This window comes from Spirulina subsalsa PCC 9445, from assembly GCF_000314005.1.
In the GTDB taxonomy this organism is placed as follows: domain Bacteria; phylum Cyanobacteriota; class Cyanobacteriia; order Cyanobacteriales; family Spirulinaceae; genus Spirulina_A; species Spirulina_A subsalsa.
The window spans coordinates 4,731,227-4,749,492 of sequence record NZ_JH980292.1 but is presented as its reverse complement, the minus strand read 5'-3'; the positions used below and the strand labels follow the sequence as shown (position 1 = coordinate 4,749,492).

The 18,266-nt window shown below is 49.1% G+C and carries 15 protein-coding genes and 1 pseudogene; 9 read left to right on the top strand and 7 right to left on the bottom strand.

Features of this window, described 5'->3' with window-relative positions; all coding sequences use genetic code 11:
• Positions 1-145: 145 nt before the first annotated feature.
• Entirely contained in the window at positions 146-1,516 is a 1,371-nt protein-coding gene (gene rlmD, locus SPI9445_RS0121645) for a 23S rRNA (uracil(1939)-C(5))-methyltransferase RlmD (RefSeq protein WP_017306886.1), read from the top strand.
• 603 nt (positions 1,517-2,119) lie between these two features.
• The gene (locus SPI9445_RS0121640) at positions 2,120-2,581 is read left to right on the top strand and encodes an ATP-binding protein (RefSeq protein WP_017306885.1); all 462 of its coding nucleotides are present in this window, start codon (positions 2,120-2,122) and stop codon (positions 2,579-2,581) included.
• A 57-nt stretch (positions 2,582-2,638) separates the two neighbouring features.
• On the opposite strand, the gene SPI9445_RS0121635 is transcribed toward SPI9445_RS0121640, so the two are convergent.
• On the bottom strand, positions 2,639-2,917 hold the full coding sequence (locus SPI9445_RS0121635; RefSeq protein WP_017306884.1) for a DUF6439 family protein: 279 nt from the start codon (positions 2,915-2,917) through the stop codon (positions 2,639-2,641).
• Between the two features lie 75 nt (positions 2,918-2,992).
• Between SPI9445_RS0121635 and SPI9445_RS0121630 the strand changes: the two genes are divergently transcribed.
• From SPI9445_RS0121630 to SPI9445_RS0121610, 4 genes and pseudogenes are all read left to right on the top strand, one after another.
• Positions 2,993-3,343: a sll0565 family protein gene (locus SPI9445_RS0121630; RefSeq protein ID WP_017306883.1), complete on the top strand. Its 351-nt coding sequence runs from the start codon at positions 2,993-2,995 to the stop codon at positions 3,341-3,343.
• Positions 3,344-3,455: 112 nt separating this feature from the next.
• Positions 3,456-3,611 (top strand): annotated as a pseudogene (locus tag SPI9445_RS32250) (RNA-guided endonuclease TnpB family protein); the annotation flags it as partial.
• Between the two features lie 86 nt (positions 3,612-3,697).
• Entirely contained in the window at positions 3,698-3,862 is a 165-nt protein-coding gene (locus SPI9445_RS30800) for a hypothetical protein (protein WP_017306881.1), read from the top strand.
• A 233-nt stretch (positions 3,863-4,095) separates the two neighbouring features.
• On the top strand, positions 4,096-5,934 hold the full coding sequence (locus tag SPI9445_RS0121610; protein ID WP_017306879.1) for an ABC transporter ATP-binding protein: 1,839 nt from the start codon (positions 4,096-4,098) through the stop codon (positions 5,932-5,934).
• Positions 5,935-5,943: 9 nt separating this feature from the next.
• On the opposite strand, the gene SPI9445_RS0121605 is transcribed toward SPI9445_RS0121610, so the two are convergent.
• From SPI9445_RS0121605 to SPI9445_RS0121580, 5 genes are all read right to left on the bottom strand, one after another.
• The gene (locus SPI9445_RS0121605) at positions 5,944-6,165 is read right to left on the bottom strand and encodes a hypothetical protein (RefSeq protein ID WP_017306878.1); all 222 of its coding nucleotides are present in this window, start codon (positions 6,163-6,165) and stop codon (positions 5,944-5,946) included.
• A 10-nt stretch (positions 6,166-6,175) separates the two neighbouring features.
• Positions 6,176-6,892 carry a DUF4230 domain-containing protein gene (locus tag SPI9445_RS26555; protein ID WP_164674574.1) on the bottom strand — a complete coding sequence of 239 codons (717 nt, stop codon included), beginning with the start codon at positions 6,890-6,892 and terminating at the stop codon, positions 6,176-6,178.
• A 445-nt stretch (positions 6,893-7,337) separates the two neighbouring features.
• Positions 7,338-8,636: a CO2 hydration protein gene (locus SPI9445_RS0121590; RefSeq protein ID WP_017306875.1), complete on the bottom strand. Its 1,299-nt coding sequence runs from the start codon at positions 8,634-8,636 to the stop codon at positions 7,338-7,340.
• A 21-nt stretch (positions 8,637-8,657) separates the two neighbouring features.
• Positions 8,658-10,142, bottom strand: coding sequence for an NADH-quinone oxidoreductase subunit M (locus SPI9445_RS0121585; protein WP_017306874.1), 1,485 nt, complete (start codon positions 10,140-10,142; stop codon positions 8,658-8,660).
• 165 nt (positions 10,143-10,307) lie between these two features.
• Positions 10,308-12,152 carry an NAD(P)H-quinone oxidoreductase subunit F gene (locus SPI9445_RS0121580; RefSeq protein ID WP_026080002.1) on the bottom strand — a complete coding sequence of 615 codons (1,845 nt, stop codon included), beginning with the start codon at positions 12,150-12,152 and terminating at the stop codon, positions 10,308-10,310.
• 425 nt (positions 12,153-12,577) lie between these two features.
• Here SPI9445_RS0121580 and SPI9445_RS0121575 point away from each other — a divergent pair, with 425 nt between their 5' ends.
• Complete coding sequence (locus SPI9445_RS0121575) at positions 12,578-13,108, top strand: phosphate-starvation-inducible PsiE family protein (RefSeq protein WP_017306872.1); 531 nt, start codon at positions 12,578-12,580, stop codon at positions 13,106-13,108.
• Positions 13,109-13,708: 600 nt separating this feature from the next.
• Here SPI9445_RS0121575 and SPI9445_RS0121570 read toward each other — a convergent pair.
• Entirely contained in the window at positions 13,709-14,248 is a 540-nt protein-coding gene (locus tag SPI9445_RS0121570) for a Uma2 family endonuclease (protein ID WP_017306871.1), read from the bottom strand.
• Positions 14,249-14,611: 363 nt separating this feature from the next.
• Between SPI9445_RS0121570 and purD the strand changes: the two genes are divergently transcribed.
• The gene (gene purD / locus SPI9445_RS0121560) at positions 14,612-16,051 is read left to right on the top strand and encodes a phosphoribosylamine--glycine ligase (RefSeq protein ID WP_017306869.1); all 1,440 of its coding nucleotides are present in this window, start codon (positions 14,612-14,614) and stop codon (positions 16,049-16,051) included.
• A 57-nt stretch (positions 16,052-16,108) separates the two neighbouring features.
• Positions 16,109-18,100, top strand: coding sequence for a two-component system sensor histidine kinase NblS (gene nblS, locus SPI9445_RS0121555; protein ID WP_017306868.1), 1,992 nt, complete (start codon positions 16,109-16,111; stop codon positions 18,098-18,100).
• Positions 18,101-18,266 lie beyond the last annotated feature (166 nt).

Genomic DNA, 18,266 nt, shown 5'->3' with positions numbered 1-18,266 from the left:
AGAGTTTGAGGTAATCTGTTTGAATTGGCCTATTGGTGTTCCCTAGATTCTCTTGTTTCTCGATTGGGATCCGGGAAATCTTCGCCGTTTGAGGACAAGGAAAAGTTAACAATTTTGAGATACTGCATCACATTGAGGAGAAATTATGGTAGGGGAAGCCGTTAAGGAATGGCAACAGGGGAGCTTGTTGCAGGTGGAAATTGAGGATGTGGGCGATCGCGGCGAAGGAGTCGGACGTTGGCAGGATCGAGTGGTATTCGTGCCGGATACTGTCACGGGGGATCAGGTTTTAGTGCGTCTAGTTCAGGTGAAACGCCAATATGCTCAGGGCAAATTGCAAGAAATCTTAACCCCTTCCCCCCACCGCATTCGTCCCCGGTGTATTGTGGCGGATAAATGTGGGGGCTGTCAGTGGCAACATATTGAGGACTCCTATCAACACACCCTGAAACTCAATATCATCCGTCAAGCCCTCCTAAGAATTGGGGGGTTTAGTGATCCCCCTCTGGAGCCCTTCCTCCCTGCCTCTGCTATGTTAGGCTACCGCAACAAGGCCACCTATCCCCTCGCTCGTTCGGGCCAAGGTCAAGTACAAGCGGGCTATTATCGTAAGGGATCCCATTTGTTGGTTAATTTGAATCAATGTCCGGTACAGGATGAGCGGTTAAACCCTCTGCTGGCGGAGATTAAACAAGATATTCAAGCTCAAGGCTGGTCAATTTATAACGAGGAACGTCATCAAGGGCGCTTGCGTCATCTTTCTTTGCGGATTGGTCGCCGGACAGGAGAGATGCTAATTACACTAATAACCACTAACTTTGAACTAAAACACATTGGGGATCAATCCATAGCATGGATGCAAAGGTATCCGAATTTAGTAGGAGTTTGTGTGAATAGCAACCCAGAACGCACGAATACGATTTTAGGTTCACAAACCCGTTGCATTGCCGGAAAACCCTACTTGCGGGAGGAATTCGCGGGTTTAGTGTTCCAATTGGGGGCGGATCCCTTCTTTCAGATCAACACAGAGGGGGCAGAAGCGTTGTATGAGGCGATTTTAGGGGAGTTAAATCTCCGGGGATCCGAGGTTTTGGTGGATGCCTATTGTGGGATTGGGACTTTTACTCTCCCCTTTGCTCGCTATGTTAAACAAGCAATTGGCATTGAGTTACAGCCTGCTGCCATTGCCCAAGCTCAAACCAATGCGGCGTTAAACCAGATTGAAAATGTTCAGTTTTACACGGGGGCGGTGGAGGAGGTGATCCCCCATCTAGACGTGATCCCCGACGTTGTAATCTTGGATCCCCCCCGCAAGGGATGCGATCGCCGGGTTTTAGACTCTCTCCTAGCCTATTCCCCCTCTCGCCTTGTTTACATTAGCTGCAAACCCGCTACCCTCGCCCGGGATCTGAAAATTCTCTGTGAGGGAGGCTATCACCTGACAAAAGTTCAACCTGCGGATTTTTTCCCCCAAACTGCTCACGTTGAATCCGTTGCCTTTCTAAGCCGAGATTAGGCGGTTTTCGTCCATTTTAGACCCCCTTCATCAAATCTTAATGCTTATTTAAGACTTTTTGTCAAGACGGGAAACCGACAATCTTGGCTTGAAAGTTTGCTATAATAATCATTAGATAAGGTTTGCTTACCGTGAGCAGACACAAGATTTTAAAAACTGTTCGTTTTTGGCTAGGGATTTCGCCGTCGATTGCTCGGTTGACCACGAAACCCGCAATGGCACTATTTCCTCACACTAACAATTCTCTGGGGTCAAGCACGGGGCTTTTTGACCCCCCTGTTACCCGATAACCACGATAACCTAAATCATGCCGTGAGTACCGCTCAATCAAGCTCAATTCAATCAACGCTCATAAATGTGGGATGGATCCGTTTTCAAATGGGTTAGCTTTTAACACTTTCCTGTTTATTCTTAGTGTTTTTTCTTTTTGGTGATAGTTTATGAGTCCTCATGCCTGTAGACCACCCACTACCAAGTTATCCAATAGCAATTCACCCCATAGCAATTCACTCGAACGTAGGGGTCGAACGTAGGGGTCAAACGTAGATGATGCAACTTAATTTTGCAACCCGCTCATTTTGAAACAAGCTAGAGGTAAGTTTTGTGATTGCGATCTCTTTACCGGCGAAGAAACAGAACTGGGAAACCATGAGCTTCGCATCTACGCTTTATTTATGTCCTATCCTAGACCTCCTGTTAGCCAAAATTCCCCCAGAATGGCAACCTGAAATCCGTTTAGGACTGCAAGAAGCGCTAGTGAATGCTGCGAAACATGGCAACAAACTAGACCCCAGTAAGACCGTTTCTGTACAGTTTTCCGTGACCGAAAACCTCTATTCTTGGGTGATTTCTGACCAAGGTTCTGGTTTTAACCCCACCTGTACCTGTCCCAATTATGACCATTGGCCTGAACCGGAAGACCTCTTACCCCCAGAAGACTTTGATCATGGTCGAGGTCTGTGCATTCTATACCAAATTTTTGATCACGTCCACTGGAATCTGGGAGGAACTCAACTCCGACTCTCGAAGGAAGTCAAACCCCAAGATACAGCCTTAGTTTCCTAAATTTCTATTAAGTTTTCCTTAAATTGTTTTGGGAAATCGGAATCACCCAAAGGCGGGTTAAGGTTTGCCGTGAGTGGGACAGGGGGGGGCCGAGATTGAGCGGTCTAACCATCCTGTCGCTTGTTGGAGTCGTGCGATCGCCTCTTGGGGTTGATCCTTGAGCAGAAACACCAACGCGGCGGCGATTTGTTGGCTGGCTTGGGCTTTACGATTAGCTTTGAGACGATGCCAGTCTTGGGGTGCGATCGCTAACCGTTCCGCCAAAACCTGCGCCAACTCCAACGTACTGACTTCTTGTAACGCTTCCGACTGAACCGAAGGAGGAACTAAAGACATAAAACACCTCAAAATAGGTATAACATTAGGCTTAAAAACACCCATCCACGGGTTAGATTTCCAGTGTAATGTAAGATGCCCCCAACCGACGAACCCCTTTGGGAAGAAGAATTTAATACCGCCCTCGCTCAAGTAGAACAAAGTCTCCAAGACCTCAAACAGCGCCGCCAACAAGTCCAACAGGACAGCGACACCTTAAAAGACCTCCAACAGCAACAACAGGCCTTAAAAGGGCAAAAACTCCCCAAACACCATCCCCTCAAAACCGAACTAGAGCAAATCGAGGAGCAGATACATCTCCTTGAAGTTCAACTCGAAAGTCGTCTATTCCGTTGGCAATCCTTACAAGAACCCTTTTGGCAAGCCGTCCGCTTTGGGGGCTTAGGGATTGTGCTAGGCTGGTTGCTAAAATCTTGTACCAGTTAGCTCATCGTCGGGAAGCCCCGCACTGTACGTTCGCGTTCACGTTCGCGAAGCGTTGCGTAGCAAAGCGTCACGAAGTGAACGCAAAGCGTTGCGTAGCAAAGCGTTGCGTAGCAAATGTTCTCATTGTGGGTTTGTAACGGATAGGGACGTTGCGGCGGCGATGGTTGTTGAGCAACGTGGACTTGCAGCCCTGGGGGTCAAGCTGCCTGTTGAGGACAAGGTTATCAGGGATGTCCCTGAAAAGACATCTAGAGCCTCCCGTAGAAGCACCGAAGACCTCATAGTAATATGGGGAAGCCCGCACCGTACCCGTAGGGTCGGTGTCGGGAGGATGTCACGACAGGAGCAAGCCTTATGGGACGAAAAGCCAAACTGAAAAAAAACCGTAGCGTCACCCCACCCCCACCCCCCCCCAGCAATACTCAATTTGTCGAACAACTCCAGCAACAGGGGTATTCCTTCAATCAGATTCAACATTGCCCAGAATTGCCGGATTCTAAACCAGAACCGGAACTTTGACCGACCCTCCCTCCAAGCCTCCCCGCTAGTTCAGGAGCATTGGGGAGAAGGATCTAAGGGAGAGCAGGGTGTAGGACAATGGGGGACGAGCTCCTGTTAACCGAGCGGTTTTTTCCGACGATTGCTAAGATAAATCATGGATTTTTGTCCGATACAAATTCCCTCCCGTTGAGTCTGTGGGAAGAGGGGCTAGAAACCTTTGTCCTGTTAAACCTTAAACTGATCAATCCCCAATGACTGATTCCGTATTAGATGTTCGTCACCTCAAAGTTCAATTTTTCGCCGAAGAAGAAACCATCAACGCTGTAGATGGGATCGATTTTGAATTAAAACGGGGTCAAACCTTGGGGATTGTGGGAGAGTCAGGATCGGGGAAATCCGTCACCTCTCTGGCTTTATTGGGATTAGTTCCCCCACCCGGACGCATTACCGAGGGAGAAATTTGGTTTACCCCAGAACCTAACCAAGATCCCATTAATTTATTAACCCTCAGCGAAGAAAAACGCCGTCTTTTACGGGGTGGGAAAATTGCCATGATTTTCCAAGATCCCATGTGTTCTTTAAACCCCGTTTATAACATTGGCTTTCAACTGGTCGAAGCGATTCAACTCCATCAAGGGGTATCTGAAAGCGACGCTCGACGCAAAGCGATTCTGACCTTGCAAGAAGTGCGCTTATTGCCTTCTGATGAGCAGTTAAGGGCGCAATATCTCGAAGAAGTGGGGGGAGATCCCACCCGGATTCCGGAGCGTGACATCAGCGAGTCTATCAACTACCAAAAACGGACGATTCTCAAGCGCTATCCCCATGAACTCTCGGGGGGACAATTACAACGGGTGATGATTGCTATGGCCATTTCCTGCAATCCTACCCTGTTAATTGCCGATGAACCTACAACGGCGCTGGATGTGACCGTGCAGGCGACCATTTTAGACCTTTTGCGGGAGCTTTGCCGAGCGCGTCAGATGTCTTTAATCTTTATTACCCATGATTTGGGGGTGATTGCGGAAGTGGCGGATCAGGTGGCGGTGATGTATAAAGGCAAGGTGGTTGAACGAGGCCGGGTGGGTCAAATCTTTTTACATCCTCAACACCCCTACACCAAAGGTTTATTAGCTTGTCGGCCGCGTTTGGATCAAAAACTTACCTTTCTCCCCACGGTGTCGGATTTTATGGAAGTGGTGCGGGGGGACAATGGGGAGGAGGTGATTCAGGAAAAACCCTTTACGGTCATTTCTCCAGAGGTGGAGGAAGTCACGACGATTCCCCCCACGACGAAACCCTTGTTGGAGGTGCAGGATTTAAGCGTGGGGTTTCCGGTGCGGGGGATGTTTGGTTTCTCAAAGCGTTATTTGATGGCCGTCAAGGCGGTTTCCTTTGAGGTGTACCCTGGGGAGACGTTGGGATTGGTGGGAGAGTCAGGCTGTGGGAAATCGACCTTAGCGCGCACGTTGTTACGCTTGACGACGGAATTACAAGGTCGGATTTATTTTGATGGGGAAGAGATTACGAAATGTTCTAAGCGCCGTTTGCGTCGTCTGCGTCGAGAAATGCAGATTGTGTTCCAGAATCCCTATAATTCTCTAGATCCCCGGATCAGTATCGGCAAGGCGATTTTAGAACCCTTGGAAGTGCATCAAGTGGGGAAAGGAGACAAGGAACGTCGGGAACGGGTGGTCTATTTATTGGAACGGGTCGGATTAAATCCAGATTGGGTGAATCGCTATCCTCACGAGTTTTCTGGGGGACAACGGCAACGGATTTGTATTGCTCGGGCTTTGGCGCTGAATCCTCGGTTTATTATTTGTGATGAGTCGGTGTCGGCTTTGGATGTGTCGGTGCAAGCGCAGGTTTTAAATCTTCTGAAGGAGTTACAGGGGGAGTTCGGGTTAACTTATATTTTCATTTCCCATGATTTGAGTGTGGTTAAGTTTATGAGCGATCGCATTATGGTTATGAATCAAGGGAAAATTGAAGAACTCGACCGGGCCGACGAGATTTATGAGAACCCTAAAACCGAATATACTCGTCAACTTATTGCTTCGATTCCTTTGGGAGAAGTTTGTGTTTAACCTCAGAACTTACTCCCCTATCACCTCAAAGGATTGCACCTCAAACACCGGGCCAATCATAGCGAAGGTCATAATATCCCGTCGCACCTCCCCCTTGAGTTTCACTTTTAATCCCGCTTGACACAGTTCAGAAGGGGCATTGCGCAGTTCGTAGGTTTCTCCCGTATCCGCAACCAATGCCCAAGCACCCGGCCCCATGCCGCGATGTTCAATTTTTCCTGTCGTTTGCATAGTTATCAAGTTACCGACTAGAGAAAGATGTTAGGGTCGGACAAGCACTGAGATTCGGGGGGGCGGTTGTAATCTCCACTTGTTCATGACCCGAGAGAGTTAACAGTTCTTTTACCGCTAATTCGGCGCGATCGCCTGCTTGAACTAAAACCCCCTCTTGACAGGCGCTCGCTATCATCTGATCTAGGGTTTCCTGGGCGGCCTGACTTTGCAGTTGTGGCCCCACATCCGGCCCGAGACTTAAAAACCCTCGACTATAATCATAGACCCGTGAACGGTTGACATCAATCTTACTATCTAAAATTACAGGAGCGGGCAGGGTGACAATAACCCTGCCATTTTCCACCTGAACATCCTCAGTCGTTAATTGACTGAGATCCACCCCGGCTTTCACTTCCCCATAGGCCACATAGAGGAGTCGTGTCGTGCCTAGGGTAACGCCCAAAATTTCACGACTTTGGTAGGCCGGAACTACTGTTTCCATGGCATAGACTGCTGTAGTCAACTCGCTGGCACTACGCAACTTTTCAATCAGCAGGTTAGAAATATCAATTTCCGGTTCTGTTTTGTGCCATGAGAAGAATTTTCCCACCTCATTCACTAAACTGCTGCCAGATTGCCAAACTGTCACCGTCAAGATAATTAAAAATGTATTAAATCCCGCTTTAGCGAAACTCAGGAGCAATTTTTGAGGGAAACGAGTGGGAGGGGGGGGAGTAGTATTCATGGTTCTACCTAATACTTGGGGCTTGTTGACACTCCCGAGCCTAAAGGCTAGGGGATTCTTCATTCATAGACCCAACTTGCTGTAAACTTCCTCTCGACGTTGACCGCAAGCTGTACAGGGCGGAATCCTCATATTGCTATGAGGCTTTCCTGCTTCTACGGGAGGTTCTAGATGCCTTTTTCGGGAGATCCCCGTTCGCGTTCACTTCGTGACGCTTCGCGAACGCGAAGCGTTGCGTAGCGAAGCGTTGCGTAGCAATCACCGTTTCGGACTCAAGCAGTTTGACCCCCAGTTCAAGGGCTGTAAGTCCACGTCGCTCCACAACCATTGTAGCAGCAACGTCTCTATCTGTTCAAAATAGGGAACAGGGAACGGGGAACGGGGAACAGGGGGGCAGGGGAGAGGGAATAGGGAATAGGGAATAGGGAATAGGGAATAGGGAATTTTAACGATAGTCGGGACGCTGGATATCGGCTAATCGAGCTTCAGGACGCAGAAAACGATCTAACTGGGCCTCGAAGAATTCCCGATTTTTTTGTAAATGCTCAGGATCCGGGTCATCAAGGGGATAGCAGGTGGCTTGACGTAGGGCTTGGATGACGGCGGAGGTGACGTTATACATGGAACGCTGGAAGGTAATCCCTAACTGGATTAATTGGTCATCTTCTCCCCGACAATGTTGTTGGTAATAGTCCCGTAAATAGGAGGGCAGGAAATGGGACATATCCTGCATTAGTAAGGTGGGGGGAATGCCTGCACTGCCGACGGGGAAAACATCGGCGTAGAGAATGCCATAGTGAAAGTCTTTTTGTTCTGAGGGAACTTGTTTGGCTTGGGCGTTGTAGGATTTTGTGCCTCGGAAGGGTGCGGTGCGGTAAAACACGGCTTCTACATAGGGCAGGGCGGCTTCATAGAGCCAAGTAAATCCTTGGGATTTGGGGATGATTTCGTAACATTCCCCTCGGATATAAACGTGATGGTAAATGGGACGACTGGCGACGGCAAAAATCCCGTTGACGAGGAATTCCATGGCGGCGGGGACGCTGGTTAATTGGCCTTCGTCGTAGAGGTCGGACATTTCAAAGAAGACGGGGGCCATGACTTCCCAGAAGAGTCCGAGATTGGCATAGTAGGAGAGTTGGCGCACCTGTTCTAAGAACAGGGTGGGGAAGAGTTTATAGAGTCCGAGCATCAAGGGATTCCCTTTAAAGTAGGCTCGGATGGCGCGATCGCAATTGGCGATATACTCTTCACTTTCGAGGTAGTCATAAAAGCCGCCCCCCATGCCTTGATGCCACAGCATAGCCCGCATACAGGCTTCTGCAAATTCCATGTTAATCCGATCATGCCAGAGGTGATGGAATAGCTTAGGCATCTGGCGCGTTTCGCCCCGTTGCATAAATTCCAACAGTTCAGGATGCGCCCCCGCTTCCCCCCGCCAGACTCGCAGTTCTGACTGTTCTCCAGCATAACTATTCGGACGGTCTAAGTAGGATTGGGGGAGAAAATATTTAAAGGCGGGTAGGGGATTGAGAAAGACTTGCTCGGCAATATAGAGTAAGTCCCGCCAGTAGAAGTCCATGGGGACGGCATAGGCTTTATAAATGCCGATAATTTGCATCAGGTTTTCTGGGGTGTCGGGAAGCATGGAGCCCCCGGCTTCCAGACGGTGGACAATCTCAGCATAGGGATGCTGGGAGGGGGGGAGGGGGTTTTTGGTAGGTTGGGGAGGGGATTGAACCATAATGTTTAGGGAAAAATAAGGTTATTGGGGCTGTTGGGCGATGAGTTCCGGGGTGGGGGGTACGGTGGAGGCAATGGCCACGGCTGTGGGCTGCATCCAACGAATTAGGGCGTTGGGTTGTAGACCAAAGTAGAAGATCGTGGCGCACAACACGAGAGCCGGCCAGCGTTCCGCCCAAGTCAGACGATCATAATAGGCTAGGTTGTTGTCGAGTTTGCCGAAACAGGTACGATTGAGCAGAATGACGAAATAGACGGCGGTTAACCCAGAAGAGAGGATACAAACGAGGGTAGGCAGAGGAAAGACGGGAAAACTGCCCTGAAACACGATAAATTCAGCCGCAAATCCCACTAACCCCGGAATTCCCGCGCTGGCCATCCCGGCCGCCACGAGTAAACCACTGACGAGGGGTAGGCCGCGAATGGGATTCATTAAACCATTGAGTTTGGAGAGTTCCCGGGTGCCGACTTTGGCTTCTACGATACCGACGAGGTTAAAGAGTAGGGCGAGAATTAGACCATGAGCAATCATTTGGGCGATCGCACCTAAAATGCTCAATTCGGTTCCGGCGGCGGCCGACACGAGAATATAGCCCATGTGACCGATGGAACTATAGGCAACCATGCGCTTGATATCTTGTTGGGCGATCGCACTCAAAGACCCATACATGACGCTAATTGCCCCAATAACGGCTAATCCGGGGGCGACAATTGACCAAGTTTGAGGGAACATCTGGAGGCCAAAGCGAATTAAGCCGTAGGTGCCGAGTTTAGCCAGAATCCCCCCCAAGAGAATGGCAATCGGGGGAGAAGCTTCCACATAGGCATCGGGTGACCAAGTATGGAGGGGAACCAAGGGAATTTTAATCCCTAACCCCACTAATAGGAGGGTTAGGATAATCAATTGGGCTTGGAGGGAGAGGTTTTGACTGGCGAGACTATCATAATCAAAGTTGAGGCGACCACTGAGGACGACCACCCCTAAGAACGCCGCTAGGATTAAAATTCCCGACAGCGCCGTATAAAGGAGGAATTTCATCGCCGCATAGCCCCGTTTTTCGCCCCCCCAGATGGCAATGAGCAGGTAGAGGGGAATTAACTCCAATTCAAAGAAGAGGACGAAAAGCAGCAGATTCTGGGCGAGGAAGGCGCCAGCCACTCCGGCGTTCACTAAAAGAATGAGGGCATAGTAGAGTTGAGAACGTCCAATGGCGGCGGTACTACTATAAACCACAACAGCCGTTAAAAAGGCATTTAAGACTAATAAGGGCAGAGACAGACCATCTACACCGAGGCTATAACTTAAGCCAATGGTATTGGCCCAGGGGATATATTCAGAAAATTGCAGGCCGCTATTGTTCAAGTCGAATTGACTTAAGAGCCAGAGTGTCCAGAAGAACCCTACTGTAGCTGTCCCTAGGGCAACCTTGCGGGCTGTGGTGCCAGATTTGACGAAGCTAATCAGTAACGCTCCGATTAACGGAATCAGGATTAGGATTGTGAGCATGGTTGATTAACAAGATGTGATAGAGATGAGCGGGATTGCTAAGGGAGTATCCCTCCTAGTTGCCACGTTGGGGACTTATCCCCCCTAGCCCCCCTTTCAAGGGACTTATCCCCCCTAGCCCCCCTTTGGAAGGGGGGAAGAAGATGGGGGGGGACAAGATGGGGATTAGAGGCTGGAAACATAGGGGAAGATGGTTAGAACAATGAAAATCGCGACGCTGAGGATAATAGAGAAGGCGTAAAATTGCGATCGCCCACTGGTGTTATATTTGAGCGTTTCCCCACTAAACACCGTCGCCAAGCCCACCAAATTCACCGCCCCATCAATGATGTAGCGGTCTAACCAATACACCGCCCGAGAAATCCGATCCACCGCAAAAATGATCGTTCCCTTATACAGTTGGGGAGTATAGAAATCATAGGCAAAGAAATCTTGTAAGGCTTGGGAACTCAGTTTGACAGGTTTAGGCCAGTTGGGATTGAGATAAACCAAAGCCCCTAAACCAATCCCCGCTACACTTGACCCCGTAAGCAAGACCGCCAGAACCGGATTGACCACCGCCCAATCGGGGAGCATTTGCCATTGAACAAACAGTAAGGGCAGATGGAGGGTGACACCTGCAACCACGGTCATGGGCAGAACTAGCAACCAAAGCCCCTCCGGGGAACGACGGGTAAAGTCCGTCACGACTCCGGCAAACATCCGCCCAAACAGACGAGTCACACTAAAGGCGACGATGGCATTAACCGCCAACACCACAGCAAACAGGGGGGGATGATTGTCCCAGAGTGCATCGGCAATGGGGACTAACGACCAAAAACCAGCAAAGGGAGGGAGAGCAATCAGGGAAAGACCCCCCACCATCAGGCAGAGGCCGGAAATGGGACGACGGGACCATAAGCCCCCATACTGGGTGAGGTCTTGGCTAATGTTGTTGAGAACAATTCCCCCGGTACTCATAATCAACAGAGACATGGCCAGAGCATAGGCGAGTAGTAAGACCAGTGCCGCTTGAGTGGCCCCAACACCCACCGCGATAAAGATAATTCCCAGATAGGCACTGGTCAGATAGGACAAGACCCGTTTCACATCAATTTGAGCCACAGAAATCAGGCTAGTTCCTACCGCCGTCGCCGCCCCAATGGCGAACACAACGCTAGACCCCAAAGGAGAAAGGGCGAGAATGGGCTGCACTTTAATTAATACCCAAGCCCCGGTAGACACCACGACGGTATTCCGGAGAATGGTGGCAGGATAAGGCCCCTCCATGGCTTCATCCAGCCAGAGGTGGAGGGGAAACTGAGCGCATTTTGCCACCGGGCCGGCAATTAGCGCCAAGGCCAACAGGGTGGCTACGGTAGGGTCAAGGTCTACCGTTTGCGCCCAGAGGGCTAGTTCCCTAAAGTTCCATGTTCCTGAGAGGGGCAAGAGGGCGACCACGGCCATCAACAGAATGAGGTCGCCCACCCGTTTGGTGAGGAAAGCATCTCTTGCCCCAGTGACCACGAGGGATTGATTGTACCAAATCCCGACGATGAGATAAGTTCCTAGGGTGAGGATTTCTAGGATGACGTAGCTAAAGAAGAGGGAGCTACAGAGGACTAGCAGACACATTCCCGCTTCAAACAGTCCGAGGAGGGAGTAAAGACGCGCCCAGCCCCAATCCATCTCTAAGTAGGCGATCGCATAAATTTGAGCGACCAAGTTTAAGCCCGTAATCAAAACACAAGCCCCTAGAGCAACGCTGGACACTTCCAAGTCTAGGCTAATAGTTAATCCGGGGGCATTGAGCCACTCGAAGGAAAGACTATAAGGGGGCTGCTTCCAAGTCTGGATCAGGGCAATCAGACTATGAACAAACGCCATAAACGTCATCAGGGCGTTCACATATCCGGCCGGCCTCGGTCCAGTTCGGCGAATAAATCCCGGCGACCACGGCAGAGCAAGTCCCGCGCCAATTAGCGCATAGCAGGGAATGAGCCAAATGGTCTGGCTGAAAAAATCAGGCATAGAATCACTACCTCATGATTTGGGGCTGGGAATCCACCACTTTGGGGGATAAATGGGGACAATTTTAGGAAATTTTAATGGTTTTATCATAGACAATCGTCTAGACTTTTGTCTCTTTCGATAGAAAGAAACCCACTATTTTTTAAATAATTAAAACTTATCAATAAACAAATTAGCCATTAATTAATGATTCTCGCCCACCGCTCCTTACCCCCCGCCTCGCTCCCTCGCAGGTGGGGGAAGGCGCGAGAAACCCCAGAAAGCCCTGTTTCACAGTCAGGCATAACAGGTGAGCGGTCGGGACAAAAGCGAACACAAAGTTGTTATTTGGTAATCAAACCTATAACTAAATTAAACATTCAACCTATAAAAAATAACCACCCCTTGAATTATGATCAAATCATCCTGCTTTCAAGGTTGCATCCATGCAAAATTTCTTAGATAATCCTTCTGCTAAATCCTACGCTTGGTTAAATCGCACCAAAATTGTGCGAATTTTAGAAACGATCCAAGACTTAATCGTGATTTCTTTGTGTATTGGTTTATTCTGTTTCATGGTCTTGGAATTGCGAGAAATGTTTTTCTCCCTTTTGCCTCCCATAAAATTTCAAGCGGTAACGGCTGATATTCTGTTTTTATTAATCTTAGTTGAATTATTCCGCTTACTGATTATTTACCTACAAGAACAACGGGTTTCAATTGGTGTTGCAGTGGAGGTTTCGATTGTTTCGGTTCTCCGAGAAGTGATTGTGCGAGGAGCTCTAGAAACGCCTTGGGTGCAAATTCTGGCCACAGGCTCATTTTTAATCGTTTTAGCCGGACTGCTCTTAGTGCGGGCTTGGATTCCACCAACATTTGAAGGGATCGACCCAGAAAGAATCGTGACTAAGCGTTACCAAAAAGCGGTCAAAAAGTCGATAATCTCAGACCAACAACGCCCCCAAGACTTGGACTAAGTTAAACCCATAAAGATAGACCAGCCACCCGGTTTTTGCTAAAATCCGGGATTGCTGCCCTTTTGAACAAAAAATGCGCCAAAGCCCCAAGTATTGCACTCCAGTAAAAGAATGGCTATTGTGAACTACCAGACGTTAATTCTACCCATATAACACGGGTTTCCTGATTGGCTGGGTCATAGCCACAATGCGCTCTACCGTGAGTTGTCCCTTTCGAGAGAGAGAAACCCATAATTTTTATGTAGGGCTTGCTGAATAAGTCCGAGAGTTGGGGAATCGGGAGTCGGGAGTCGGGAGTCGGGAATAGGCAATCGTGCCAGTTTTAGATGATCTGTTCCCTGTTAAGAGTTCCCTGTTCCCTTGTTGAGCCTAGCTTAGCATCTGGTGTTATTCAGCAGACCCTATGTAGGGCTTGCTGAATAACTCTGCTCGTGGGGCTAGGGAACAGGGAACAGGAAGGGGGAGCCGGAAAAAGGCAAGCCTTTTTGATTCTTTATCACTAAAACCTTGCACGTTCTCGCTCCCAATCGAAAGTCCTAGTAACAGTGATTAGAGGGATATTCAGCAGACCCTATATAAATAAAAATTATATAAACTCACTCAGGATTTTTGCCGAGTCATAGCCACAATGCGCTCCACCGTGAGTTCTAGACCCAGACCACAATCAGGTAAAAGGTCTGTGCCGGAAAAAATGCGCGGCAAACTCTCACCTTCCCAGACCCAAATCTGCTGACTGTTGCCATCGATTAGCCAAGCCAGTTGTGTCCCGTGGCGAAGACAGTGGAGAATCTTATTCTGTAGGTCTAAGGTGCTTTGGTCTGGGGAGCGAATTTCAATCAACCAGTCGGGAGAGCCATTAAATGGGCCATCCTCATTGGATAAACGTTCAGTGGCAATCACCACGATATCGGGAACAGGTGAGTAGGGTGGGATGATACAGCGCAACTCCTGTATGGCTTCAAACCGATCGGTTTGCTCGTTGATGTAATTCATCAGATTGCGCTGTAAGCGGGAATGAAAAAGAGTCGGCATGGGTTTCTGAACAACACGCCCATCAATCAATTCCCACGCGGGCGAAGACTCAATATTTTCTTGAGTCAAAAACTCTGCGAGAGGGGTTGTGGTGAGGGAGGGCGACATATCTTTCTGGCTGAATCAGGGAACAGGGAACAGGGAACGGGGAGCAGGGGAGATGTCTATTACCTATTCCCAATTCCCTATTCCCGACTCCCAACTCCCCAACTCTCCGACTTATTTAGCAAGCCCTATTTTAACGTTTTTGGCTTGGGCCTTCCTCCCCAGCTAAAAAAAGCCCCAAATCAAGACCGTTCAACCCTTTTCTCCCCTTTCCTCCTCGGGATTCCCCGATCCCCATATCGGGACGCTTGAATTTCCCCAAGAACCGTTTTATAGTGACTTGCGGGTACAGTGGGGCATAGTCTGCTCAAAATCAAAATTCTACCCTTGGGGTTTAATGTGTTTCGTCTGGAGTGAAAAAAGGTAATGAAAATTCTAGTGGTCGGAAATGGCGGTCGTGAACACGCTTTGGTCTGGAAATTATTAGAATCCCCCAAGGTAAGCAAAGTGATTTGTGTGCCGGGGAATGGGGGGACTGCCGCCCTAGAACGTTGCCAAAATCTGCCTATGCGTGTGGATGACTTTGAAGGGATTGCCCGTTTTGCCAATGTGCAAGGGGTGTCCCTCGTAGTGGTGGGGCCGGAAGTTCCCCTAGCCGGGGGAATTACGGACTTTCTCCAAACCCAAGACCTTAAGGTATTTGGCCCGACGAAAACCGGGGCGCAAATTGAATCGAGCAAGTCCTGGGCGAAACTCTTCATGAAAAAAGCGGGGATTCCCACGGCTCAATCTAAAACCTTTATTGATACCGCTAAGGCGAGAGAATATATTACTCAACAGGGCGCGCCGATTGTGGTCAAGGCCGATGGTTTAGCGGCGGGTAAAGGGGTGGTTGTCGCCGAAACCATTACTCAAGCCTATGGGGCCGTTGATTCCCTCTGGGATCAAGGGGTGCGGAAATTGGTGGTGGAGGAATATCTCACCGGGCAAGAGGTGTCGGTTTTTGCGGTCACGGATGGTCTAACCTATCGCACTCTATTAACCGCCCAAGATCATAAACGCATCGGGGAAGGGGACACGGGGGAAAATACCGGAGGCATGGGGGCCTATTCTCCGGCTCCTCTTGTAACTCCCGAGTTAATGCAGCGCATTGAACGGGAGGTGCTGGATCCTACCTTGGCGGAATTCCAACGGCAGAAAATTACTTATTGTGGGGTCTTATATGCGGGGTTAATGATTAGCCCCCAAGGAGATATCAAGGTTTTAGAGTTTAACTGTCGTTTTGGCGACCCGGAAACTCAGGCCATTTTACCCCTGCTTGAAACCCCGTTACATCAACTTCTCCTCGCCTGTGTGGAGCAGAAACTGGCCGACTTCCCGCCCATTGAGTGGAAAGAGCAACGGTCTGTTTGTGTGGTGGCTGCCTCTGGGGGCTATCCGGGGGGTTTCCAAAAGGGAAAAGGGATTAGTGGATTAGAGTTAGAGGCCGAGGATGTGTTTATTTTCCATGCAGGAACTAAACAGAAGGGCAAGGACTTTGTAACCGATGGGGGGCGCGTGCTGGGGGTGACCGCTTTGGCGGAGGATTTTGATAGTGCGATCGCCAAAGCTTATCGGACTATCCACCAGATTGACTTTGAAGGCATCTATTACCGCCCCGACATCGCCTATCGGGTCAAATCGAAACCCCCCGAAGTCACCCCGCCCCCCGTTGTTGACCCCACCCCCGAAGCCATCAAAACCCCAGAAATCACAGAGGAAGACAGCAAAACCGAAGAAATCCCCCCAACCCCCTCCCCGGCATCAGAAACCCCCTCTATCCCCGAGGAATCCACCCCCCCCAAACCACCAGCAACCCCCGATTAATTCGGTATAATGCAGCGTAATCATACCTTATAGTTCTTTCCTTTCCCACAGACGATCTTGTTAACCTTACTCAAGACGATTCGACAAGTCATCAATCGTTGGTGGTCAGAGTTCACCCTCCAAACCCGCCTCATGGCTGGCGCAACCTTGGTTGTGTCCCTCGTCATGAGCGGCTTGACCTTTTGGGCTGTCAACACCATCCAACAAGATGCCCGGATGAATGATACTCGGTTCGGTCGAGATTTAGGATTATTACTGGCCGCCAATGTTGCCCCCTTGATTGCCGAGAACAACCTAACTGAAGTGTCCCGCTTCTCCAGTCGGTTCTATAGCAGCACCTCCAGCGTGCGCTACCTCCTCTATGCCGATGGAGAAGGCCGGATTTTCTTTGGCATCCCCTACTCCGAGGCCGCCGTTCAAAACTCCTTAACCATTCAACGACGGATTCAACTCCCCGAAACCTATGCGGCGAATTCCGACTTGCCAATGGTGCGGCAACATTTAACCCCGGATGGAGAAGTGACAGATGTTTTTGTTCCCATTCATCACGAAGGGCAATATTTAGGCGTGTTAGCAGTAGGCATTAACCCCAATCCCACCGTCGTGGTTTCCTCTAACTTAACCCGCGATGTCACCATTGCTGTGTTTATTTCCATTTGGTCAATGGTGATGTTAGGAGTGGTGTTTAATGCCCTGACCATTACCAAACCTATTAAAGAATTATTAGTGGGAGTGAAAAATATTGCGGCGGGCAACTTTAAACAACGGATTAATTTACCCTTCGGAGGAGAGTTGGGAGAATTAATCAATAGTTTTAATGACATGGCCGAACGTTTGGAACGGTATGAAGAACAAAATATTGAAGAATTAACCGCCGAAAAAGCCAAATTAGAAACCTTAGTTTCCACCATTGCTGACGGTGCGGTGCTATTAAATACTAACCTACAAATTATTTTAGTTAATCCAACGGCTCGCCGGATTTTTGCTTGGGAAGGGGAAGAAGTCGCGGGAAAAAATGTCTTGCACCACCTCCCTCCTAACGTCACGGTAAAATTAACCCGTCCTCTCTATCAAATTGCCCATCGTCTCCCCCATAAATCGGAAGAAGTGGGCGAGGGAATGACTCGCGACCGGGAGGGGGACGAGTTCCGCATTACGTTATCTGAACCCGCAGAACGCACGATTCGCATTTTATTAACCCAAGTTTTTGATCAATATCGGGAAAATATCAAAGGGATTGCCATGACGGTTCAGGATATTACCCGAGAAGTCGAGTTAAATGAGGCTAAAAGCCAATTTATTAGTAATGTTTCCCATGAATTGCGCACGCCCTTATTTAATATCAAATCCTTTATCGAAACGCTCTACGAATATGGCGAGGATTTAAGTGAAGAAGAACGGCGAGAGTTCCTTCACACAGCTAATAATGAAACCGATCGACTCACCCGTTTAGTGAATGATGTGTTAGATTTATCCCGGTTAGAGTCATCTAAAACCTACAAATTAGAGGCCGTTGAGTTAGCTAGACCGATTGAGCAAACCCTCAGAACGTATCAGTTGAACGCCAAAGATAAGGGCATTGAATTAACCCAAGAAATTGAGGAGGAACTTCCCTCGGTTTTGGGGCATTATGATTTACTGTTGCAGGTTTTCGCTAACTTAGTGGGCAATTCTTTGAAGTTTACCGATGAGGGGGGGAGAGTGACCATTCGCGCTTATACCCTTGAGCCGGAAACTAGCGTGAGGGAAGAGGTGCAGAAGGTACGGGTGGAAGTCTCAGACACCGGGACAGGCATTGATCCGGAAGATCAACAGGCGATTTTTGAACGCTTTTTCCGGGTGGAAAACCGCGTGCATACTTTAGAAGGAACGGGGTTAGGTTTATCCATTGTGCGGAATATTATAGAAAAACACCATAGCCGCGTTCATTTAATTAGTGAAGTGGGTCTAGGCAGTACTTTCTGGTTTGATTTAGAAGTGTACAAAGATGATGATTTATTGGCGCAGGCAGGGATTCCCATTGATGTGACGGATTCGAGTGTAATTTAGGGTTTGCTGAATAAAACCGGGCTTGGGGGGCATCAAGGGATGACACCGACGGAAAACCAACCCTACAATGAGAAGTAGGCAACTATTGATCAGGATTGTTCGTCTTAAATTTTCAGGTCTTGATCTATCCGGACTCGTCACTGAATCCGGTGAGGTGAGACTAAGC